Annotated in this window: 6 protein-coding genes and 1 pseudogene; all 7 read right to left on the bottom strand. The window is 61.7% G+C overall.

Annotation, left to right across the window (positions count from 1 at the left end):
* Positions 1-47 precede the first annotated feature (47 nt).
* A pseudogene (gene atpD / locus VJ604_RS18445) lies at positions 48-1,211 on the bottom strand (F0F1 ATP synthase subunit beta); the annotation flags it as partial.
* 49 nt (positions 1,212-1,260) lie between these two features.
* On the bottom strand, positions 1,261-2,124 hold the full coding sequence (gene atpG / locus VJ604_RS18440) for an ATP synthase F1 subunit gamma (RefSeq protein WP_324085033.1): 864 nt from the start codon (positions 2,122-2,124) through the stop codon (positions 1,261-1,263).
* 18 nt (positions 2,125-2,142) lie between these two features.
* The gene (gene atpA / locus VJ604_RS18435) at positions 2,143-3,651 is read right to left on the bottom strand and encodes a F0F1 ATP synthase subunit alpha (RefSeq protein ID WP_324085031.1); all 1,509 of its coding nucleotides are present in this window, start codon (positions 3,649-3,651) and stop codon (positions 2,143-2,145) included.
* 8 nt (positions 3,652-3,659) lie between these two features.
* The gene (gene atpH, locus VJ604_RS18430; RefSeq protein WP_324085030.1) at positions 3,660-4,202 is read right to left on the bottom strand and encodes an ATP synthase F1 subunit delta; all 543 of its coding nucleotides are present in this window, start codon (positions 4,200-4,202) and stop codon (positions 3,660-3,662) included.
* Positions 4,199-4,816, bottom strand: a complete 618-nt coding sequence (locus VJ604_RS18425; protein WP_324085028.1) for a F0F1 ATP synthase subunit B — start codon at positions 4,814-4,816, stop codon at positions 4,199-4,201. Before VJ604_RS18425 ends, atpH begins: the two co-directional genes overlap by 4 nt.
* Position 4,817: 1 nt before the next feature.
* The gene (locus VJ604_RS18420) at positions 4,818-5,243 is read right to left on the bottom strand and encodes a F0F1 ATP synthase subunit B family protein (RefSeq protein ID WP_324085026.1); all 426 of its coding nucleotides are present in this window, start codon (positions 5,241-5,243) and stop codon (positions 4,818-4,820) included.
* A 441-nt stretch (positions 5,244-5,684) separates the two neighbouring features.
* On the bottom strand, positions 5,685-6,091 hold a 407-nt coding region (locus tag VJ604_RS18415), incomplete at its 5' end, for a ParB/RepB/Spo0J family partition protein (protein ID WP_414652476.1).

Here is a 6,091-nt window from a genome sequence, read left to right as displayed (position 1 = left end):
ATCTTCCTGGCGCGGGCAACGACCAGCTTGTCCTCCTCGGAGAGCTAGTCCATACCGAGGATGGCGATGATGTCCTGGAGGTCCTTGTACTTCTGGAGGACGTACTGGACCTGACGGGCGATGGCGTAATGCTCGTCACCGATGACCTGCGGATCGAGGATCCTGGAGGTGGAGTCGAGCGGGTCAACCGCCGGGTAGATGCCGAGCTCGGCGATCTGGCGGGAGAGAACGGTGGTCGCGTCCAGGTGGGCGAAGGCGGTTGCCGGAGCCGGGTCGGTCAAGTCGTCGGCGGGGACGTAGATCGCCTGGACCGAGGTGATGGAACCCTTGTTGGTCGAGGTGATGCGCTCCTGCAGCTCCCCCATCTCGGTCGCCAGGGTCGGCTGGTAACCGACGGCGGAAGGGATGCGGCCGAGAAGCGCCGAAACCTCGGAACCCGCCTGGGTGAAGCGGAAGATGTTGTCTACGAAGAGGAGCACGTCCTGCCCTTCCTCGTCGCGGAAGTACTCGGCGATGGAGAGAGCGGAAAGGGCGACGCGGGCACGCGCCCCCGGGGGCTCGTTCATCTGGCCGTACACCAGGGCCGCCTTGTCGAGAACGCCGGACTCCTTCATCTCCATCCAGAGGTCGTTCCCTTCACGGGTACGCTCGCCGACGCCGGCGAAGACGGAGAAACCGCCGTGCTGCTTGGCGATGTTGTTGATCAGCTCCATGATGAGAACGGTCTTGCCGACGCCGGCGCCGCCGAACAGGCCGATCTTACCGCCCCTGGCGTACGGTGCGAGCAGGTCGACGACCTTGATGCCGGTGGTGAACGCTTCGACCTTGGTGGACTGGTCAACGAACTCCGGAGCGTGGCGGTGGATGCCGTACTCTTTCTCGTTGCCAACCGGACCCATCTCGTCCACCGGCTCGCCGATGACGTTCAGGATGCGGCCCAGGGTCTTGCGGCCGACCGGGACGGAGATCTGCTTGCCCATGTCCTTGACCTGCTGGCCGCGGACCAGACCGTCGGTGGAGTCCATCGCGATGGTGCGGACGGAGTTCTCGCCGAGGTGCTGGGCGACTTCGAGAACCAGGTTGAACTCCTGGTCGTCGATCGCCGGGTTGGTCACCCGAAGGGCGGTGTAGATCGGGGGCAGCTGCCCCGGCTCGAACTCGACGTCGATAACGGCGCCGATGACCTGCGATATTTTTCCGAAGTTGCTCATGTTACCCTCTTCCTCCTGCGGCCCCGAAAGGCCACTATTTTTATAAGTGTTAACCTTTGATCGATTCCGCACCGGAGATGATTTCCATCAGCTCCGTAGTGATCGCGGCCTGGCGGGCCCTGTTGTAGATCAGGGTCAGCTTGCCGATCATCTCCGTGGCATTCTTGGAGGCGCTGTCCATCGCGGTCATCCTGGCGCCGTGCTCGGAAGCAACCGACTCCAGGAGGGCCTTGAAGATCTGCACGTCGATGTGCTTGGGAAGCAGCTCATCGAGGAGCGCGCCCTTGGAGGGCTCGTAGATGTACTGGGTCTGGACCTCTTCCTCGGCGCCCTGCTTCGGTACCACCGGCAGCAGCTGCTCAAGGGTGATGTCCTGGCTCATGACGCTCTTGAACGCGTTGTAGATGATGTAGACTTCGTCGTACTCCTCGGCCAGGTACCCCTCGATCACCTCGCCGGCGATCAGCGCCGCCGTCTGGTAGGAAAGGGTGGAGAAGATGTTGCCGTGGTTCTTGCGGACCTTGTGACGGCTCCTGAGGAACTCGTACCCCTTGCGGCCGATGGTCATCAGCGAGACTTCGCTGAAGTCACCCTTGCGCTCCTTGAGGAAACGCTCGGCGGCCTTGCAGAGGTTGGCGTTGAAGCCGCCGCACAGACCGCGGTCGGAGGTGACCACCATCAGCAGCATGCGGCCGCCGTCGCGCTTGACCATCAGCGGGGAGGCATCAGCCTCCTGCTGCCTGGCCAGGCGCTCCAGCACCTCCGCCAGCTTGGCGGCGTAGGGGCGGGCGGCGACCACGTTTTCCTGGGCCCGGCGCAGCTTGGCAGCCGAGACCATCTTCATGGCCTTGGTGATCTGCCGGGTGTTCTTAACGGATACGATCCGTTTCTTGATTGATTTAAGGTTTGCCATGCGCTTCCCGTCCTTGGATTAGGCAGTAAATTCCTTCTTGAACTCGTCGAGGGCGGCAACGATCTGGGCTTTCAGGCCGTCATCGATCGCCTTCTTGTTCTTGAGTTCAGCAAGGACGTCCGCTTTCCTGGATTCGAAGAAAGCGAGGAGTTCCTGCTCGTAGCGGCCGAGCACGTTGACCGGGTAGTCGTCGACGTAGCCGTTGTTGGCGGCGAAGATGACGATGACCTGCTTCTCGTTGGAGAGCGGCTTGTACTGCGGCTGCTTGAGGATCTCGACCAGACGGGCGCCACGGGCGAGCTGCATCTGGGTCGCCTTGTCGAGGTCGGAACCGAACTGGGCGAAGGCCGCCATCTCGCGGTACTGGGCAAGTGCCAGACGCAGGGTACCGGCAACCTGCTTCATCGCCTTCACCTGGGCGCTCCCGCCGACGCGGGAAACCGAGAGGCCGACGTTGATGGCCGGACGGACGCCGGAGTAGAACAGGTCGCTCTCCAGGTAGATCTGGCCGTCGGTGATGGAGATGACGTTGGTCGGGATGTAGGCCGAAACGTCGCCCGCCTGGGTCTCGATGACCGGCAGAGCGGTGAGCGAACCGGCGCCCAGGGCGTCGGAGACCTTGCAGGCGCGCTCGAGGAGGCGGCTGTGGAGGTAGAAGACGTCGCCCGGGTAAGCTTCACGCCCCGGCGGACGGCGAAGCAGCAGGGAGAGCTGACGGTAGGCAACGGCCTGCTTGGAAAGGTCGTCGTAGATGATCAGGGCGTGCTTGCCGCTGTCGCGGAAGAACTCGCCCATGGTGACGCCGGTGTACGGTGCGATGAACTGCATCGGGGCCGGCTCGGAAGCGGAAGCGGCGACGACGATGGTGTAGTCCATGGCGCCGTGCTCTTTCAGCTTGGAAACGACCTGGGCAACCGTGGAGCGCTTCTGGCCGATCGCAACGTAGATGCAGATCAGGTCGCCGCCCTTCTGGTTGATGATGGTGTCGATGGCGACGGCGGTCTTGCCGGTCTGACGGTCGCCGATGATCAGCTCGCGCTGACCGCGCCCGATCGGAACCATGGAGTCGATCGCCTTGAGGCCGGTCTGCATCGGCTCGTGCACGGATTTACGGGCAACGATACCGGGGGCCTTCACTTCCACCTTACCGAAGGTGGTGGTGTTGATCGGGCCCAGGCCGTCGATCGGCTGGCCGATGGCGTCCACGACGCGGCCGATCAGGGCCTCGCCTACCGGGACTTCCACGATCCTGCCGGTCAGCTTGACCTGATCGCCTTCCTTGATGTGGGCGAACTCGCCGAGGATCGCCGCACCGACGTTGTCTTCCTCGAGGTTGAGGACCATGCCGGTGGTGCCGCCGGGGAACTCGAGGAGCTCACCAGCCATCGCCTTGTCAAGACCATGGATACGGGCAATACCGTCACCGATGGAGATGATGGTGCCGGTTTCGGCGACCTCCACCTCTTTGCCGTACCCCTTGATCTGCTTCTTGATAATCTCGCTAATTTCTTCCGCTTTGATTTCCATAGAACCGCTCACCCCTTCTGTAATGTATCTTGAATTCTGGCTAACTGTGTCCTTACGCTTCCGTCAAAAACCTTGTCGCCGATCTTGGTAACCACACCACCGATCAGGGCGGGGTCCACTTCGACTTTCAGCTCAACTTTCTTACCGGTCGATTTCTCCAGGGCGCCCTTGATCTCTTCGATCTGGGCGGCATCCAGGGCAATGCCGGAGGTCAGGGTAGGCCTGATCACGCCGGAGAGCTCGTCCGCCATCTTGGCGTAGCTTTCCGCGATGAGCGGCAGCACGGAGAGGCGGCCGCGCTCCAGGAGGAGCATCAGGAGGTTGGAGACGTACGGGGAGAGCTGCTGCTTCGCGATCAGCTCTTTCAGGATCTCGCTCTTGGCCTCGATGCCGTAGGCGGGGTTGGCGAACACCGCGCTGGCGTCGGCATTACCCGAGAGGAGCGTGCTGAAACGGGAGAGCTCGGCGTTGAAGCTGTCCACGGTCCCTGCTTCCGAGCCAAGCTGCACGAGTGCCTTGGCGTAACGTTTGGCTATAGCGTTCGTACTCAATGTAGCGTCACCACCTTGGAGATATAGTCGCCTACCAGCTTGTCCTGATCGCCTTTGGCGATGTTCTTAACGATCTTCTGCTCGGCAATCTCGACGGCCAGCTTGGCGGCTTCGGCGCGCAGCTCGTTCTTGGCCTTGAGCACTTCCTGCTCGGCGGCGGTCTCCGCCTGGGCCTTGATCCGCTTGGCGGCCTCCTGGGCCTCGGCGACGATGCGCTCCTTCTCGAGTTCGCCTTCCTTCTTCATGTTGGCGGAGATGGTCTCGATTTCCTGGTTGGCCTGGTCGAGACGGACCGAGTACTCCTGGAACTTCTTCTCGGCGGCGGCCTTCGCGGCTTCAGCTTCCTGCAGCGCGCGTTCGATACCTTCACGGCGGGCGGCCAGCGAGCCTTTCACGTCGGCCTTCTTCAGGGCCCAGACCGCGATCACCACCAGGGCGGCGAAGTCGATGCAGCGCCACATGAAGTCCTTCATCTGGGCGGCGTGGTGACCCGCTTCGTGTGCTGCCTCGCCGGCTTCCTTCGCTTCTTCGGCGAAGCCGATGGCGGCCAGGCCGAGGACCAGGGCGCTGGCGGCTGCGGCGCAGAGGATGATTTTGATATGTTTCTTTTGCATGCTACAGGCTCCTCCCCAGAACTTTTTCGCAGATGTCGGACGACAGGGTCTCGGCGCTCTGCTTGAGGAGCTCGCGTGCCTCCTGCGCCTCTTTGGCGACCTTGGCCTTGATGGAGGAGAGGGCTTCGGAAGCCTCCACGCGCGCCTTCTCGAGGATGGCAGCCTCCTGCTCCTGGGCCTGCTTCTTCAGGACGCCGCGCTCGTCGGCAGCGCTGGAGCGGATCTCGCGCATACGGGCCTCGTAGGCTGCGAGCTTCTCCTGCACTTCCCTGTCAACGGCAGCCGTCTTCTCCTTCGCGCCGCTGAGCTGAGCGGCCCGGTCGGCGAGATGCTTCCTGATCGGCTTGTAGAGGAAGACGTTCAGGAGCAGCACCAGAACCAGGAAGTTCACCAGCTGGAATACAAATGCCAAGTCTAAATTGATCACCCATCCACCTCTGTATACAGATTTAAAACGATTTATCCGTCGAAAACGCCGTAGGTATGCGCAAAACAGGTGATACCTATCACAGAAAACCTGTAAGGTCAAGAAATTTGACCGGAGAACCGAAGAATTGTATACACCAACTCCGCTTGGCTGAACGCATTTTACGCACTCGTCAACCATCCGTTCCGATGGTGTCGGGTGGCCCATCCGCAATTACGTCCCCCCCCTTGATAAAGGGGGGACAGGGGGGATTGCTTTTGTCACTTCCAGGCAGGTGGGCCTTTGCACCCCATCCTCACCCCGGCCCTCCCCTTGAAGGGGAGGGGGAGTTTCAGGTAGCGGAAAATTGTTTTTCGGTAACCGTCTCGAAAATAACAGGCGTGCCCCCTTCCGTTACGAGGGAAAGGGTATGGATGCGGGAAAAAGTTGTGAAATGTCGTTTTAAATATTAAGAATATCTATTATGCGGGTGAGCTCTTTCAGGTCGCCGAAGCTGATCTCCAGCTTGCCGCCGCGCCCGGCGCGCTTGATGGCGACCTTGGCGGCGAAGTGACGCTGCATCCGCTCCACCAGGTCCTTGGTGTCGGCATCCTCAACCTGTTTTTTCGGCTTGGCCGGGGCCACCTTGTTCTTCTTGCGCTTCACCAGGGCCTCGGTCTCGCGCACCGACAGCCTTCCTTTCACGATCTCGTCGCGGGCCGCCTTCTGCTCCTCCGGGTCCTCCAGGGTCAAAAGCGCGCGGGCATGGCCCATGGTGATGCGATCCTCCGCCACGTCGCGCTTGATCTCGACCGGCAGCCGCAGAAGCCGCAGCGCGTTGGCGATGGTGGAGCGCTCCTTCCCCACCC

The organism is Geomonas sp., assembly GCF_035254065.1.
In the GTDB taxonomy this organism is placed as follows: Bacteria; Desulfobacterota; Desulfuromonadia; order Geobacterales; family Geobacteraceae; genus Geomonas.
The sequence above is the reverse complement of the archived record's forward strand: the minus strand, read 5'-3'. Positions and strand labels throughout refer to the sequence as shown.

Coding starts and splice junctions, on each gene's coding strand:
- atpG (WP_324085033.1), bottom strand. CDS start 2,124: ATGGCAAACCTTAAATCAATCAAGAAACGGATCGTATCCGTTAAGAAC.
- VJ604_RS18425 (WP_324085028.1), bottom strand. CDS start 4,816: ATGCAAAAGAAACATATCAAAATCATCCTCTGCGCCGCAGCCGCCAGC.
- atpA (WP_324085031.1), bottom strand. CDS start 3,651: ATGGAAATCAAAGCGGAAGAAATTAGCGAGATTATCAAGAAGCAGATC.